Annotated in this window: 9 protein-coding genes; 7 read left to right on the top strand and 2 right to left on the bottom strand. The window is 41.7% G+C overall.

Going from position 1 to position 16,009, the window contains the following annotated elements:
* Positions 1–9 precede the first annotated feature (9 nt).
* Positions 10–1,338: a sensor histidine kinase gene (locus K7X70_RS10205; protein ID WP_222536959.1), complete on the top strand. Its 1,329-nt coding sequence runs from the start codon at positions 10–12 to the stop codon at positions 1,336–1,338.
* Positions 1,335–2,021, top strand: a complete 687-nt coding sequence (locus K7X70_RS10200; RefSeq protein WP_222536958.1) for a response regulator transcription factor — start codon at positions 1,335–1,337, stop codon at positions 2,019–2,021. Before K7X70_RS10205 ends, K7X70_RS10200 begins: the two co-directional genes overlap by 4 nt.
* A gap of 375 nt (positions 2,022–2,396) precedes the next feature.
* Here K7X70_RS10200 and K7X70_RS10195 read toward each other — a convergent pair whose 3' ends face one another.
* Together K7X70_RS10195 and K7X70_RS10190 are read right to left on the bottom strand one after the other, a co-directional pair.
* A complete protein-coding gene (locus K7X70_RS10195; RefSeq protein WP_222536957.1) occupies positions 2,397–4,334 on the bottom strand; it encodes an OmpA family protein in 1,938 nt (645 codons plus the stop codon).
* A gap of 27 nt (positions 4,335–4,361) precedes the next feature.
* On the bottom strand, positions 4,362–6,410 hold the full coding sequence (locus tag K7X70_RS10190; protein WP_222536956.1) for an ice-binding family protein: 2,049 nt from the start codon (positions 6,408–6,410) through the stop codon (positions 4,362–4,364).
* Between the two features lie 887 nt (positions 6,411–7,297).
* Between K7X70_RS10190 and K7X70_RS10185 the strand changes: the two genes are divergently transcribed.
* The 5 genes from K7X70_RS10185 (at position 7,298) to K7X70_RS10165 (ending at position 15,984) form a co-directional block, all read left to right on the top strand.
* Positions 7,298–7,882: an RNA polymerase sigma-70 factor gene (locus K7X70_RS10185; protein ID WP_222536955.1), complete on the top strand. Its 585-nt coding sequence runs from the start codon at positions 7,298–7,300 to the stop codon at positions 7,880–7,882.
* A gap of 52 nt (positions 7,883–7,934) precedes the next feature.
* Positions 7,935–8,891, top strand: coding sequence for a FecR family protein (locus K7X70_RS10180; RefSeq protein ID WP_222536954.1), 957 nt, complete (start codon positions 7,935–7,937; stop codon positions 8,889–8,891).
* A gap of 140 nt (positions 8,892–9,031) precedes the next feature.
* The gene (locus K7X70_RS10175; RefSeq protein WP_222536953.1) at positions 9,032–12,304 is read left to right on the top strand and encodes a TonB-dependent receptor; all 3,273 of its coding nucleotides are present in this window, start codon (positions 9,032–9,034) and stop codon (positions 12,302–12,304) included.
* Between the two features lie 25 nt (positions 12,305–12,329).
* A complete protein-coding gene (locus tag K7X70_RS10170) occupies positions 12,330–13,853 on the top strand; it encodes a RagB/SusD family nutrient uptake outer membrane protein (RefSeq protein ID WP_222536952.1) in 1,524 nt (507 codons plus the stop codon).
* An 82-nt stretch (positions 13,854–13,935) separates the two neighbouring features.
* Entirely contained in the window at positions 13,936–15,984 is a 2,049-nt protein-coding gene (locus tag K7X70_RS10165) for a kojibiose hydrolase (protein WP_255607063.1), read from the top strand.
* The last annotated feature ends 25 nt before the right edge of the window (positions 15,985–16,009 follow it).

Here is a 16,009-nt window from a genome sequence, read left to right as displayed (position 1 = left end):
ATTTGAAATATGAAACGTAAGATAAAATATCTGATCTGGTGCTGCAGTGTAGCTATATTGGCCTTAACTGCCATACAGACTTATTTTATTTACAATACCTATGTGCTGAAAGAACAGCAGGCACAAATCGCAGTTCGGACAGAACTCATCCATATGGAAAGGACCATCAATATTGATTCGATCAGAAATAAGTGGTTTTTGGAAACGGAAAACCTTGTACGTTCAAAAGGTGTTGAAGCCGCTGCGGCGTTTTTAAACAATGGTTCAGCCGCGATTAGCAAACAGGTCAGTACTTATATTCAGGAGAATAAAATTTTAGAAAAATACAATACAGTTTATGCTGTAATTTTCCGACAGGTTTCCCTTCAAGGAAAAGGTGTTCAGCTTCAGATCAGGAATAAACACTGGTTTGGGAATGGCAAAATCAATGGCCAGGACCTGATTCTTCACGACTTGATTCTTCATGACCTGACCACAAGTAATGATGTTGGTGGAGCTTTGGTGCGGAACTTTAATTCACGGTCTAGCTTTACTATTAATGGTAGCAGGAATAATATTCTTTCTGAAATGCTTGGTCTGCTTATCTTTTCAGTGTTCCTACTCACTGTGGTCATCCTGCTTTTTTATTTTTCCATCAGAAGTCTGATTACTCAGAAAAAGATATCGGACATACAGACCGATTTTATCAATAACATAACGCATGAATTCAATACCCCTTTAGCGACAATAGGTGTTGCGGTGAGTACTGTTAGATCACAATTATTAGCAAAGGAAGAGAACAGTATCAGCTTAAATGGATTAAATGTTATCGATCGCCAGTACCGTCGGTTAAAGAAATTGATTGATCAGGTGATGACACATACAGAAGTCTCGGGGGACCTGATCATTCATAAAGTGAAAATACCATTAATGGATTTCCTTGAAAAATTGCTCGAGGACTTCCAGTCCGCACATCCCGAAATCAAACTTCTTCTTAAACTGGAAGAGGTGCCCAAGGAAATTCTCGCGGATCCTTTTTACCTTACCACAGCGATGACAAATCTATTGGAAAACGCTGTGAAATATGGTGGTACCCAACTTACATTTACCGTTGTAGAAAATAAGAACAACTGCAATTTTATAATATCTGACAATGGAATCGGCATTGCACAGAGAGAAATTAGTAATATCTTTCAGAAGTTCTACCGTGTAGAAAAAGGCGATCTTCATAACACGAAGGGCCTGGGTCTAGGTTTGTACTACACTCGCCAGATAGCGATCGCACATGCTGGAACGCTTAGCATACATAGCATCCCAGGTAAAGGATCTACATTTACAATGACTATACCCATCGTATGAAACATATTTTAATGACTGAAGATGATTTGGATTTTGGTGGCATCCTGAAGCAGTATCTTGAACTTGCTGGTTTTCAGGTGACCTGGAAGTTCCATGGTCAGGATGCATTGGCATATCTAAAGCAGGATACCGCTGATATTTGTGTACTGGATGTAATGATGCCGATTATGGACGGTTTTACACTAGCAGACCAGGTGCTGGCTATTTATCCCGCTATGCCCTTTGTTTTTTTGACAGCAAGAAACCAAAAAGAAGATAGACTTAAAGGTTTGAGACTAGGTGCTGATGATTATATTGTTAAACCTTTTGAAGCAGAGGAACTCGTTCTGCGGATAAAAAATATCTTAGCACGCAGTAAACAGGCTGAAGCACTTCTGCCAGATATTCTATTACTAGGCCAATATAAGTTCGATTATCAGAGCCTTTTGCTCATACACAAATCTGGTAATATCCGCCTGACTGAAAAGGAAGCCCTGCTGCTTCGTTATTTCTATCTGAACAAAAACCGGCTGATCAAACGGGAAGAGGTACTATTACAGATCTGGAAAAGTGACGATTACTTTTCTGGACGCAGCTTGGATGTATTTGTAAGTAAGTTGCGTAAATACCTCCTCGAAGATGATCGGATCGTAATTGAAACAGTACGTGGAGTCGGATTTGAGTTTAAGTTCAATGAACTTTAATACCATTGTTGCTTTTCCACATAACAAGTTAGATAACCATTGATGATACATAATAAGGAAGCTCTTAAACGGAAATTTTTACGAGATCATCGTGTTGCCACTGCTGCATTCGTGTTAAAAAACAAAAAAAATATTTGGGAGGTAATTTACTACCTGGAACAGGTTGATCATGGAAATTTACCATAAGTTTTAATGCGAATCCTGGATCTTTATAAAAACAAATAGATATGATCAAGAAAAAACAATTAGTACGTTTAATGAAGTTGAATTATAATTCGTCGTAATTGGAAAGTATTAGATTTCTCTAAGCTTTTTTTGAAAAATCAAAAAGCAAGCCTGCTAAATTAATAGCGGCTTGCTTAAAATATTTTAAACTTAATTTTTTGAAACGATATCAATGATAACAGTCCTGTTATAAAAACGTTCTTCAGGGAGGTTATTATTAAACGGTGCACTTGCACTGTCTTCTCCTGACCCCAGGGTTTCAAAGCTTACATTACTTCTTCCAGCTTTGGCTGATGCCTGCTCAAGTATCTGTTGTGCCTGTTGTGCACGTTTTTGAGAAAGCTTATTGTTATAATCTTCACTGCCGATGATATCAGTATAGCCACGAATAGTAATAGTAGAACCATTACTGATCAAAGGTGCGACCACTTCAGTTAGAAACTGTTCGTAAGCAGCTGCAGTATTGGCTTTGTTAAAATTAAACAATACACTATACCTATTCCCGGTTTGAAGTATTTCCTGCTGGCTTTGTAACTGAACTGTACTTTCCTTTTGTGTTTTGGTTCCTTCTTTTGTTTCACCCAGCATCACTACTTTGTAAACACCTTTTTCGTTGGTGCCAAGTATGCTTTTTGCAGCTATGCTTTCCTGGTTTTTAGTAAACGGTCCGAAACGCTGAACCTGTCCCTGCTGGTCCGTTAAATCTATTGTATAAGATTTGAGCAGTTCAGTTGCCCTGTTTACGTTAAATACAACATGACTGTCCATAGAGTCTGTCTGCATTGTATTGATCTGCACCGGCTTCATCATTCCACCACCCACTTCCATCATCAATTTATCAGATGTACTTTGAATGTCCACCCTGCGGTCGCCGGCTCTTAACAATTCCAGTTCCTTTGTGCCTCCGGGTTGTTCAGAAGGATCAACTGGCTTGGTACGGCCATTTATTGCAATTTTTGATGCGGGTATTTCAAATATTGTAGTCAGGTAGTTTTTTACAGCAGCCGCAAATTTCCTACCTTCCTCAGGACCAGCTTTTGAAGCCCCACTTAAAGTAATACTGATCTCAGGATTCGCTTTCATACGGGCACCGACAATGTTCAAGATATTATAATAAACAGATAACTGCCTTCCTGAACGTCCTGCCTTATCTGCTACAACTTCATTTTGAAGCTGGACTTCTTTAAAATCAACTGCCTGATTTTTTGAAAGAAGCGTATAACGGTCTGGTAAGGCCGCACTGCCTTCATCAAAAAAAACATAGTTAAGCAATGGTAACGTTTCACTAACTGCACGCTTTACCAGGATTTCTTTTGGCGCACGTACAGAGAAGCTCACTTCTTGCAAAGGAGCAACCGGGGCAGGTTGACTTGCGCGTACAGCTTTTCTGGCTTTCCCGAATTTTAATGCCACACCGGCACGTATTGTTGTTATCGACCAACTTTCAATCTCTCTTACATCTTGTCCGAAGTAAGGATGATAGGAAACAAAGGGCGAAATCACAAACCTGGTATTGCTTTCCGGAGCAGAAACGGGGATATCATATCCTATTCCTACCTGACCGGAAATTAAGGTTTTACGCACTTCCGAAAATTCGGCATCGGTATTGGGTTGTTTAAGCTGGGTGTAATTAAAATCTTTCTGTAAGTTCATGGCCACACGCGGACCGGCAAAAAGGTAGAAATTACCACCGCCAGGACTAAACTTAAGTGAAGGTTCTACCGTTAAGTAACTTACATTGGTTTTAAGGTCTGCCGGACAGTTACATGGGGCAGTTACGCCATCAAACTTACCACCGCGCCCGTCATACCCGAAATTAAGGGCAATACCCCATTTGTTGCTAGGCTGGTATTCGGCCAATATAGACCCAAAGGGACGGATTCCTTTTCCTTTATGAAACGCTGTTGGAACAATGCGGGAATTACTGAGCCTTTGGGTTGTCCCATCAAAGAAATTGCCATTGGCTGCTCCTGACACGCCGAATGACCATTTAGGTTTTTCGGTTTGTGCACTTGCATTTGCGGTAATCAAAACGATTGCCAGTGAAAAAATAAGGACTTTATTTAGGTTTTTATATATGGATAACATAACTGATTTTTTAGGTTGTTTGTATGACTAGGGTTGAATAACAGTACTGGCGTTTAAGGTAACAGCGGTCTGTGCCAGTAACCTGCCTGTAACTTTTGCGCCTGTGTTTAAAGAGATCAGCGTTTTGCTCAGAATAATCCCACTAAAATCAGTATTAGATCCAAGCGTAGCTTGTCCGGTAACCACCCAGAATATATTCTTGGCCTGTGCACCACCTAACAAAGTAATTTTAGCACCATTGTTAACGGTAAGGTCCTGCGCAATCTGGAATACCCAGGTATCATTAGGTCCGCCTGTTAATGTTACGCCTGCATTTGATATCAATACACCGGTAGACCATTTGTAAAGCCCCGCAGTTAATATCCTGCCACTGATATCTCCGGCGTATAAGCCTACAATAGGTGCTGGGGTAACTAAGCCATTAGCTGTCGTAAATGCTGTTTCCATATTGCTTACCGCTGTTGTCATATTAGCGGGAGTCGGAGCGGCATAATCAGATGCATATACTTTTCCGGTTACAATTGGCGTATGAGCTGATTGACCATTGGTATCCATGATTAACCCAAAGCCTGTAATGGCAGTTGCAGCTGCCGGGCTCACGCCTATGTCACCAGTAACAGAAGTAACACCAGTGGTTGAAATACCTGATTTTGTCAATATTGATAAATCTCCTGCACCACCCAGATTTATAGCACCTGGCCCTATTCCTACTGCCGGGATTGCGGCAAAACTAGCGGTGATATTTTTATTTGAAGTCATGCTTATCGTTAATGGATTCGTAGAGCCTGTAGCATCTACACTCCAACCCGTAAACAAATAGCCTGCATTTGGTACAGCTGTAAGCGTAACCAGTGCTCCAGGGTTATAACTTGCCAGTGCAGGTGTTTTGGTTACTGTTCCATTAATCGCGGTAACAGTTAAAGTATAATTATTTAGTGCAAAGTTTGCGACAAACGCCCTGTTGCCTGCTAAAGCAAATGTATAGCTTGGACTCGTAGACACGGGCAGCCCGGTGGTTTTATCCGTCCAATTCGTAAAGGTATAACCTGGATTTGCAGCAGATGTAATGGTAACCGAAGTGGCTGAAGGATACGAACCTTCTCCGTTAGTTGTACCGCCTGCAACAGGGCTGGAGGTTAAAGTTACTGCAAATTGAGTAGCCGGGATCGCCTTGTAATTGGCAACCAAGGTCCTATTGGCAATAATTGTGAACTGATAACTTGAACTTGCAGATACGGCGCTACCATTTTCTGTCCAGTTTACAAAAGTATATCCTGCATTGGCCGCCGCAACAACTGTAACAGAAGTACCGATGAGATAAGCACCCGAGCCAGTGGTTGTACCACCTGCAGTAGGACTGGATGATAAGTTAACCGCAAAGTTGCCTGGAGGGATCAACGTAAAGTTTGCAATTAAATTTCTGTTGTTTGTAAGGGTAAACTGGTAACTCGAACTGTTAGAAACTACGGTGCCATTTTCTGTCCAGCTGGTAAAAGTATGACCTGCATTAGGTACTGCAGTAACCGCAACGGATGAGTTCAAGGCAAATGCCCCCGCGCCTGAAAGCACACCGCCAATAGCCGGACTTGCCGTTAGACTTACTAATGGAATCGTTGTAAAGCTCCATAAATAGTCAGCCTCCATAGCGGTATGAAATACATCCCTGGCTCCTGTAGTAACGGTGCCTGAGTATAATACAAACGGATTAAGCGGTACATTGGGCGTAAAAGTGAATACTTTCAAATTCGCTGTGGGCGAAATCTTACCTACAACGGCCGTTGTGCCCTGCTTTATGGTAAGTGTTTGGTTATTTATAGTTGTTGAATCCATATCCGTATTAAAGGTTATAGAAATCACTTTATTCAAAGGTACATCAACAGCCTTGTCCATGGGGTCAGTTGAAACAACAACCGGACAAAGTCCAACGATTTCATCTTTGAAATCATCTTTTTTACAGGCACCAATAGAAGTGAGCACCGTTAAAATACCAAAAAACAGCATTTGATAGATTTTTGAGTAGCGCGGGAGTTTGCGCACGGAATTGCTCCCCTGGATTTGAGTAAAGTTGTTTTTCATCAGTATATAATTTGTTTTTCTTATTCGTTTTGTTTGTAAGAGATTAGCTTATTTAAGAATCCTTCCAACGGGGTAGTGGTGATTTGAAAATAGGAGGAGATGATTAGTCTTCAAGTACTGCGGCACTTGCAAAGGAAGTGCCTGTAATTTTATTAAAAGAGCTAATTCAGCTTACTTTCAGTAAACCCGCTAACAATAAGAAATAACGTTATGTAGCCAGCGTACTATTCCAATTAATGGTCTTACAGGAAGATTAAATTAATCAATTTAATAATTAATCAACTAAAAATAATAATGATAAATTTATAATAAAACAATTTAATGATCTGTTTATAGGACTATGGTGTGGAAAAGTGATAGACTTCTTTAAAAATGGAGCATGGAAGAAGAAATGTTTTAACTATTGAGGCTGGGAAACGGCTTACCGGTATTTTCAGGATTATGTAGGAGCTAACTTTCGCTTTCTTGATCTTACCGAAAAGTTAAGGCTCAATTAATAGATGAAAATCTTTATGTGATGGTTAAGCGGATAAAAGAACAAGAAACCAATCCTGAGTTCTTAATGATAGAGGAGTTTCATCAGTTGGTTCACCCCCCCTGTAATGATGATTTACACAGAAGGGCCTGTATTTATGCTGTGTTGATACTTAAAACTGCTTCCTTTTTGAAATGAAGGCAGTTTTTTGATATTTGCCATGCGTATGGTTTTGCTTCGGGTAGTCGTAGTTATACTCAATTATATACTACTTTTTAAACTATCATTCCATTCTTTCAGGAACGGTCTGGCATTTTTGATACGTCATAATTTTAGTCATTTAGGGTGCAGAAATTTATAATTTTGCATTATTCATGTACTTGCGTATCTTTCCATCCATAACCAAATAACATTGAATACAGGGGTAAAGACGGGGCCACTTGCCTCCAGAGAGATGAGCAATGAGCGGAAGGATATCGCTTTTAAGGAGCAGTTTAAGCTGTACGCGCCTAAAATTTATCATTTTGGGATGTCTTATTTAAAGTCTGTTCATGACTCGGAAGAACTGGTTCAGGATGTGTTCATGAAGGTTTGGAACCAGTATGAATCCCTGGATGAAAGTAGAAATATAAAAGCCTACATTTTTAAGATTGCCGTGAACCTGATCTACGACCAGTTGAGAAAACGCAAACTCGACAAGCTTGCCGCAGAGCTAAGCGCACTGCAGGCGGTGGAACTGGAGGATACCACCTGGAATACCCTCAGTTTTAATGAGCTCCAATCCCAGATTGATACGCTGATTTCGCAAATGCCGGATCAACGCCGACTAGTGTTTACCCTGAGCAGGGTAGAAGGGATGAGTTATGAAGAAATTTCAAAAAAACTAAATATTTCAATCAGAACCGTAGAGAACCAGGTATACCGGGCATTGGCCTTTTTAAAGCTCCACATCCACACCAAATACCTCCTTTATTTCATCTTCTATTATTTATATTAATTTTTTTTAATTGGAGTGAGTACCTGAGCTTTCCCATCCGTATTAGCATGGTATGCACAGAGAAGATCCCCAGGATAAAATAAGCCGTTCCTTCCTTGAACCCGAGTTAGAATTCGAGGTAAAGAAAGATTTGTATCAGTTTTTAGAACTTCAGCAGGAATCGCAGGAAGACAATCCTGACTTTGATCCTTTATACGATAGGCTCTGCCATAAAATCGCTGAAGAAGCAAAGCAAAAACAAAGGAAGAAGGTCATAAAACTCATCAGGTACGTACTGACCAGAGCCGCCATCTTTGTACTGGGCATTCTCAGTTATGCTATGATCTTACACCCTTATCTCTATCCGAAAGCCGCAACAGAATTGACTTTAATTGCCTCGGAGCATGCCCTAAGCCAAGCGATTTTACCGGATGGCTCTAAGGTTTTTCTAAATGCAAAATCCAGCATTCGCTACCATCAGGACGAAAAGAAAGAACTCCGCGAAGTATTCTTAACAGGGGAAGCCTGGTTTGATGTGAAAAAAGACAAGGAACATCCTTTCGTGGTGAATACCTCAGGCTATAAAATCAAAGTTCATGGAACCAGATTTAATGTTCGTGCCTTCCCTGGCGATCAGCAGATGACCACCACTTTACAACATGGATCCGTAGAGATTCTCCCCCGCGATGAAAAGCAACAACTGACTCCAGTGATGTTAAAACCTGGGCAGCAATTTGTCTTTTATCCCGCAACAGGAAAGGGTATCGTAGCAGGAGTAGATGCAGGCTTCGCTTCGCTTTGGAAAGAAAAGGAAATCCGTTTTGAGAATAAGCGTTTCAAAGATTTACTGGAAATGCTGGAAGGTAGGTACAACGTCCGCTTTGTGGTTAAAGATCGGGAACTGTTTAATTATCACTACGATGGTACCATCCGGGATGAGAACCTAAGTACCGTGTTGGATATCCTCAAACAAACCTTTCCATTCCATTACCATACCCTGGCAGATGGAAGCATCCAGATAGAAAAATAAAAAAACAGATCGCTGACTTAAAAACAGGCCTATGTAACAGATAAACGTATACCTCAAAAAAGTGCCGAAAGAGCTTCGACCCTTCTTTCGGCACAAAGACCAACCCAAAAGGATTTTAGAATTAATCTTTATTTAAAACTATGCAAAAAATAAATAAAAACTACTTATTAGTTTTGATGTGTTCGTTTTGCCTGATGTTTATTGCCGAGCAAACCAATGCGCAGAGCAAGAGTTCAATCAGTCTGGATTATGATCAGGTTAAAATTACAGACGTACTAAAAGCAATTGAACAAAAGACATCCTACCGCTTTTTTTACCAGCGGGAGCAATTGGATGGGAACCGTAAGGTAAACATCCATGTGAAAAACAAATCAGTACAGGAAGTAATGGGAATTTTGTTCCCAGATAAATCCATCAGTTACAACATTCAAAAAGACAACCTGATTGTCTTAAAACCGAATCAGCCTGCCGCAAAAGGAGTAGCCGAAGGACAAAGAAGAAAAGTGACCGGTCAAGTGACCGATGCTGCTGGAATTTCGCTCCCTGGAGTTTCAGTGAAAGTGAAGGACTTTAATGTGGGCGCTACTACAGATGGGAATGGTCGCTATGAGATCGTGATGCCGGAAGGCGCGGTTTCACTGACCTTCTCTTATATGGGAATGGAAAGCAAGACCTTAAGTCCGGGGACAAAGGGAACGCTCAATGTGAAATTAGAAAGCAGCGCCCTGGGGTTAAATGAAGTGGTAGTTTCTGTAGGTTATGGATCTGTAAGTAAAAAGGACCTGACCGGAGCAGTATCGACTTTAAAAACAAAAGACTTTAACAAAGGGCTGGTTGCCAATCCTGTGGAGTTGATGCAAGGCCGTGTATCTGGAGTCAACATCATCACCAATGGTGGAGAGCCTGGAGCCGGAGCATTGGTAAGGGTGAGGGGCTCAAACTCCATCCGTTCAGGACAAGATCCCTTGTACGTAGTAGATGGTGTACCATTGGACATTACTGATGTACAGCCTTCCGGGGCTACTATTTCCGGTGCAGGAAGTAATGCCACCAAAAACCCACTGAATTTCCTGAATCCGGATGATATCGCCTCTATGGATATCCTTAAAGATGCATCGGCGACCGCAATTTATGGTTCCAGAGGTGCCAACGGGGTGATCATCATTACCACCAAAAAAGGAAAATCAGGAAAAGGAGTGCTCAGTTATTCGGCAACAGGCTCTGTTTCCAGCCTGCCTAAGCAACTGGATATGATGGACGCGGAGGCTTTTAAAACTTACCGCGCTTCAAAAGGAATTACCGAAGGCGATTATGGGGCAAATACCAATTGGCAGGATGAAATTTTTAGAAATGCCTATGCTCAAAATCACAACCTTTCTTATGGTGGTGGAAACGACAATGGAAATTACCGTGGTTCAGTAAGCTATCTGGATCAGCAGGGTATTGTAAGAAAAACAGGTCTGGAGAAATTAACTTCCAGATTTAATGTTACTCAAAATCTGATCAACAACAGGTTGAAGATTGAAGCCAACCTAACCGCTGCCAGAACCAAAGACCAAAGGGTACCTATCGGAGAAACTGGTGGCTTTGAGGGAGATGTGATTCTTTCCGCACTGAAAATCAACCCAACCCTGCCGATTTACAACCCTGATGGTAGCTATTATCAGATGAGTAAAGATGTAAGAAATCCATTGGCGATGATCAACCTCACCAATGATATGAATCAGAACGACCGTATTCTGGGAAATATTACGGCTTCTCTTGACCTGATCAAAGGCTTGAAATATAAAATCAATCTGGCCACAGATCATTCCAATGCATCCAGAAAGGTAATGCAGCACCATAGCCTGATCTACCTGAGCAATAAAGGAACGGTAGACATCAGTAATGTGGAGCAAAACAGTAACCTGATGGAAAATTTCCTGACCTATGATTTTAATCTGGGTGATCAGCATAAATTCAATGCGCTTGCCGGACACTCTTACCAGCAGTTTAAGGCGCAATCCTATAAATTGAGCGAAGAAGGATTCACGATTGATGATTTTGATTACATCAATGATCTGAGCTTGGGTAACTCCAAGCAAGTATCTGCAAGTTCTTCTATCATTAAGAATGCGCTACAATCGTTTTTTGGTAGGTTAAACTATAACTTTAAGGACAAATATCTCCTTACCGCAACCATGAGGGCGGATGGTTCAACCAAGTTTGGAGCCAACAACAAGTATGGCTATTTCCCATCTGCTTCTGCAGCATGGAGAATGAATGAAGAGACTTTCTTTAAGAACCTTCAGGTATTCAGTAATTTGAAGCTGCGTGCAGGTTGGGGAATCACCGGAAATCAGGAAATTCCAAATAAAATTTCTCAGATTCTTTTAGGCTCATCAGGTGGGGCAATTCTGGATGGTTCCAGCAAAAATGTGGTTCAGGGAATCACACTTACCCGTACACCAAATCCAGATATCAAATGGGAAAAAACAAGTCAGATCAACCTGGGCTTAGACTTTGGTGTGCTGAATGGCAGGATAAACGGTACCATCGACTATTTCGACAAACAAACCAGAGATGTATTGCTGGAAGTATTTTCGATTGCACCTGCACCAACTACAAAGGTATGGACCAATGTTCCGGATATGAGCATCAGAAACAGAGGATTGGAGCTTTCTTTGAACGGTTTGCTTGTAGAGAAAGAAGGATTGAGCTGGGATTTAGGACTGAATTTTACCACCATCAAAAACCGCGTTTCTGGATTGCCAATGAGCCAGATTACTACAGGATCTCCTAGTGGACCTGGAATCACCGGATATTCTTCTCAGATCATTAAAAATGGTGCTTCTATCGGCACCTTCTGGGGCAGGAAATTCCTGGGCTTTGATGATCAAGGCAACAGCATGTTTGAAACGGATGAAAATGGCGTAGAGATTCAACAGAATCTGGGTTCGGCATTGCCACGTTTTAACTACGGAATCAGTACCAGCGTGGTGTATAAGAATTTTGACCTGAGTCTGGCGTTAAACGGGGTTTGTGGCAATAAAGTATACAACAACCTGGCAAACATCATTAATCAGAATACTTTGGTAGCTAAAGAATGGAATGCCACCAACGAGGCCATAAAAACCAATGAAAACCCTAATGGTACGCTGACCTACAGCAGTCGCTTTATCGAAAATGGTTCCTACTTGCGTTTGTCTAATGCCACTTTGGGTTATACCCTTAAACTGAAAAATGTAGACTGGATCAACAAAGTTCGTTTTAACCTGACTGGAAATAACCTTTTTGTGATCACCAAATACACTGGGTATGACCCTGAAGTAAATGCCGATCATTCTTCTGGTGGTGTTCCTTCCATTGGTATAGACTGGACCACTTATCCAAAAGCCAGAACTGTTGTTTTTGGCGTAAATGTAGAATTCTAATGAACCATAAATAAAAAATATACTGATGAAAAAATTATATATCATGATCAGTGCTGCCATTTTATCGCTTAGCGCATGTACCGTGGAGGAAGAGATTCTGGATGAGGTGAATGGTGGTAAAGTGATCCATAACCCGGAAAATGTGGAAATGATTGTGGCTCCGGCATATGCTTACCTCAGGGATTTACAGAACCGTTCTGGAGTTTGGGGAACGATTCAATCTGTGACCGACGAGCTGGCTTGGCCGGCAAGAGGATCGGATTGGGTAACACCGGATTTGCAGGCTTTATTTACCCATGATTATGCACCTACCAACTCTTATGTAAGAAATACATGGAACAGCTTTATGCTGGGCATCACCCGTTGCAATGTGGCCTTGAAATACCTATCGGAATTTCCTAAATCTCCAAAAGTAGATGGGTATATCGCTGAGGTGAAGTTTATCCGTGCCCTATGCATGTTCAGATTGACCGATAACTTTGGTAAATTCCCCTTCAGAGAGTTTACGGAAACCGATTATTCAAAAGTACCAGTGATTCTTGACCGTCAGATGGCGGTAGACCGGATGATCAAAGAATTGAATGAGGTAATTCCTCAATTGAAAAGTAAATCAGAAATCCCTTATGGCAGGGTGTCTAAAGCTGCAGCTCAGATGTTATTGGCTAATGTTTATTTAAACCATGAAGTGTTTACAGGAACAGCAAAATGGACGGAAGCGGTACAACAATGCGATGCGATCATTAACTCCGGACAGTATACGGTGGCAGATGATTACTGGGGAATGTTCCAGTACGATAATGCGAAGTACCTGCAAAATACAGAGTCTATTCTTTCTGTGATTTATGATGAAACCATCGGACTTACGGGCTCGGTATGGGTCCCAATTACCTTACACTACAACCAAAAGTTTGGCAGTTTTACCAGCCTTTGGAATGGTTGCTGTACCACACCAACATTCGTGAACACCTGGGACACTTCAGACAAAAGGTTTAGCGACAAAAGGCTGATCAGCCAGTTAGGCTTTAATCAAGGTTTTTTGATCGGTCAGCAGTATTCTCCTACCGGTGTAGCTTTGAAAACACGTACCGGTGCGCCATTGGTATTTACCAAGGAATTCAGTATCAAAAATTCTAAGGAAGAAGAGGGCGTAAGGGTCGTTAAATTTGCACCAAACCCATCTACCACCAATACCAGTAATGCAGGTAATGATTTTCCTTTATATCGCCTTTCTGATACCTACCTGATGCGCGGGGAAGCGAAATTCAGGTCAGGTAACCTTAGTGGTGCTTTAGAAGACATCAATTACATCAGAAATACCAAACGTGGCATGCCAGCCTACACAAGTCTTGATCTGGATAAAATCCTGAAAGAACGAGGTTTTGAATTGTATTGGGAAGGTAACAGACGTACGGATCTGGTACGTTTCAATAAATACCGTGATGCGAGAGAAGAGAAGAACTATGTAACTCCAGCTTACAAAGTACTCCTGCCAATTCCGCTTAGTGCGATTGAAGCGAATGCCAGCCTTACTCAAAATCCAGGTTATTAATTAACAGGTTTACACCTAATATGCTACCTGTGGTCTGCGGTATTTTTAAGCCCCGGACCACAGGTTTTTTTTCGAAATCTATATGAAAAATATGTTTTATTCGCTGTTCGCTGCATTGCTTTGCACTGCGCTGACCGGTGATGCACAAATCCATCCATGGCTGATCAAGGCTGAAAAGATTGATCCCCAAAACTATTATGGCATCAGTATCGCCAATGGGGTCATCGGTGTCACTTCTGCGCCAGAACCATTTAAAGTAAAGAGTACGGTACTTGCCGGAGCTTATGATGCCTACGGAAGAGGCCGGGTCAGTAATTTTATCAATACCATCAGCCTTTTAAATCTTTCCTTTTCCGTAAATGGGCAAAATGTTTCAGAGAAGAATATTCAGAAATTTACCCAGGAGCTGAACATGAAAAAAGGAAGCTTTAGTTCTTCCTTCGATTTTGGAAGTAAAGCCAATGTGAGCTATACTTATTATGCCCTTCGTCATCTCCCATATTGTGTGATGCTGGATGTTACAGTAACTGCTCATGAAGATCTTGAAATCAGTGCTGCGGGCATCATGGAAAGTCCGGACGCTTTGCGGGAGGTACAAAACTACTACAGTGAAATCAATCGATCGCATGTGAAGGCCGGATTGTTGAGCAGTACCGCTAAAAGTCCTACTGGAAAAATCAATATTGCGGCCTCCAGCACTTTTATTTTTGAGGAGCCTAAAGCTTCGCAGCCTGAGATGAGCCATGCAACTTACGACCATAACCGTCACAGCATGCGTTATAATAAAAAAATAAAAGCAGGAAGTACCTACCGTTTTAGTTTGGTGGGGACTGTGCTCTCCAGTTCTCATCATCCTGATCCATTGAATGAAGCAGAGCGACTAACATTGTTTGCTAAACTGGAAGGCAGGGAGCGTTTGCTGATGAAGCACCATCAGGCCTGGGATAAATTATGGGAGAGTGACATTATTCTGGAAGGAGATGATCAGGCGCAACAGGATATCCATAGTATGATGTACCATTTGTATGCTTTTTCAAGAGAAGGATCAGAATATTCTTTATCTCCGATGGGGCTTTCAGGACTCGGCTATAATGGACATGTGTTCTGGGATACCGATATCTGGATGATGCCGGCATTGTTGCTTTTGCATCCGGAACTGGCTAAACCTATGTTGAATTATCGTTTTAATCGGTTGGAAGCTGCAAAAAAGAATGCTTTTGAACATGGCTATAAAGGGGCGATGTACCCTTGGGAAAGTGCCGATTCGGGGATGGAGGAAACTCCGGTATGGGCTTTAAGTGGGCCTTTTGAACACCATATTACGGGCTGTGTTGCCTTTGCTGCATGGAACTATTATTGTGTCACCCGTGATCAGGAATGGCTGAAAGAAAAAGGCTGGCCGATGATTTCAGCTACTGCTGATTTCTGGACCAGTAGGGTTGAACGTAATGGTCCTGGAAAGTACGACATTAACAATGTAGTAGCTGCCGATGAATGGGCAGAAAATGTAGATAATAATGCATTTACCAATGCAGTAGCAAAAAGCAATCTGGAGATTGCGCTTAAGGCCGCTGCCGTGCTTAATTTAAAACCGAACCAAGATTGGGCTTTGGTGGCCGGGAATATTCCGATTCTCCAATTTCCGGACGGAGTAACCAAAGAACATGCAACTTATGCCGGAGAGCCCATAAAACAGGCAGATGTGAATCTGCTGGCCTATCCACTAAAGGTAGTTACTGCTCCTGATCATATTCGTCGCGACTTGAATTACTATCAGGGGCGTGTTCCTGTTACGAATACACCGGCAATGACGCAAGCTATTTTTGCGTTGTTACATGCCAGAACTGGCGATGCCAGGCAGGCAGCGCATTACTTTAATGATGCTTATGTACCTAACCTGAATCCTCCTTTTAGGGTGATTGCAGAAACCAAAGGTGGTACAAACCCTTATTTTGCTACAGGGGCAGGGGGCGTGTTGCAGGCTGTAATGATGGGTTTCGGTGGACTGGATATTACTGACGAGGGGATAAAGAAGCTAAAGAGTGTAATGCCAGCTCATTGGAAAAAGTTAACCTTGAAAGGTATCGGGCCTGAGAAAAAACAATACATCACCACTTTAAAAGGAAGGTAGAGCTGGGATTTTAGTGCTGTAAGGT

Origin of the sequence: Pedobacter polysacchareus (assembly GCF_019802255.1) — a bacterium.
In the GTDB taxonomy this organism is placed as follows: Bacteria; Bacteroidota; Bacteroidia; order Sphingobacteriales; family Sphingobacteriaceae; genus Pedobacter; species Pedobacter polysacchareus.
The sequence above is the reverse complement of the archived record's forward strand: the minus strand, read 5'-3'. Positions and strand labels throughout refer to the sequence as shown.